Source organism: Novosphingobium sp. HR1a, assembly GCF_015594425.1.
Taxonomy (GTDB): Bacteria; Pseudomonadota; Alphaproteobacteria; order Sphingomonadales; family Sphingomonadaceae; genus Novosphingobium; species Novosphingobium resinovorum_A.
Genome location: NZ_JABXWS010000161.1, coordinates 1 through 512, shown reverse-complemented (window position 1 = coordinate 512; position 512 = coordinate 1). Strand labels below are relative to the sequence as shown.

The following is a 512-nucleotide window of genomic DNA, read 5'->3' as shown; positions in this document are numbered from 1 at the left end:
TGCCGTGCCGCTGCGGACGGTGAAGGCGAGCAGGCCGCAGTTCACCTCGATCGGCTTCTTGAGCTTGCCCTGGAACATCTTCTGCACGAACGTGCCAATATCAAGTTCGGCGAGTTGCGCGTTTTTCGTCCACAAGGTGCCTTGCGGCATTACGAACGCGATCCGACCGGACGAGCTTGCCAGGGAATCGTGGACCGTATCGCCTCTGCCTTCCAAATGGATACGTCCGCGGATCGTGCCGGTGGTGCCCGAGTCCGCCAGCCCATATCCGGCGAGCAGCCGTCCCATCGGCGTGGTTGCAAGCCGGATGTCGTAGCGTATTGCCGACGGCCGTTGGCGGGTGTCGAATATCAGGTCCGAGGCCACATCGCCGCGCGCCATCGAGAACGTGAGCGGCGATAGCGCGAGGCGCCCCTTGTCGAGCGACAACTTGAGCGCGATGTTTGAAACGGGCACGTTCTTCGAGCGCACGATAGCGATCTTCCAGTCGACCCCCGCGTCGAAGCGCTGCC

1 protein-coding gene is annotated in these 512 nt (G+C 62.9%); it reads right to left on the bottom strand.

The genetic code is table 11. The annotated features are described in order from the left end of the window. Positions 1-512, bottom strand: a 512-nt coding sequence (locus HWN72_RS30815) for an AsmA family protein (RefSeq protein ID WP_211152341.1), incomplete at both ends; no start/stop codon positions are given.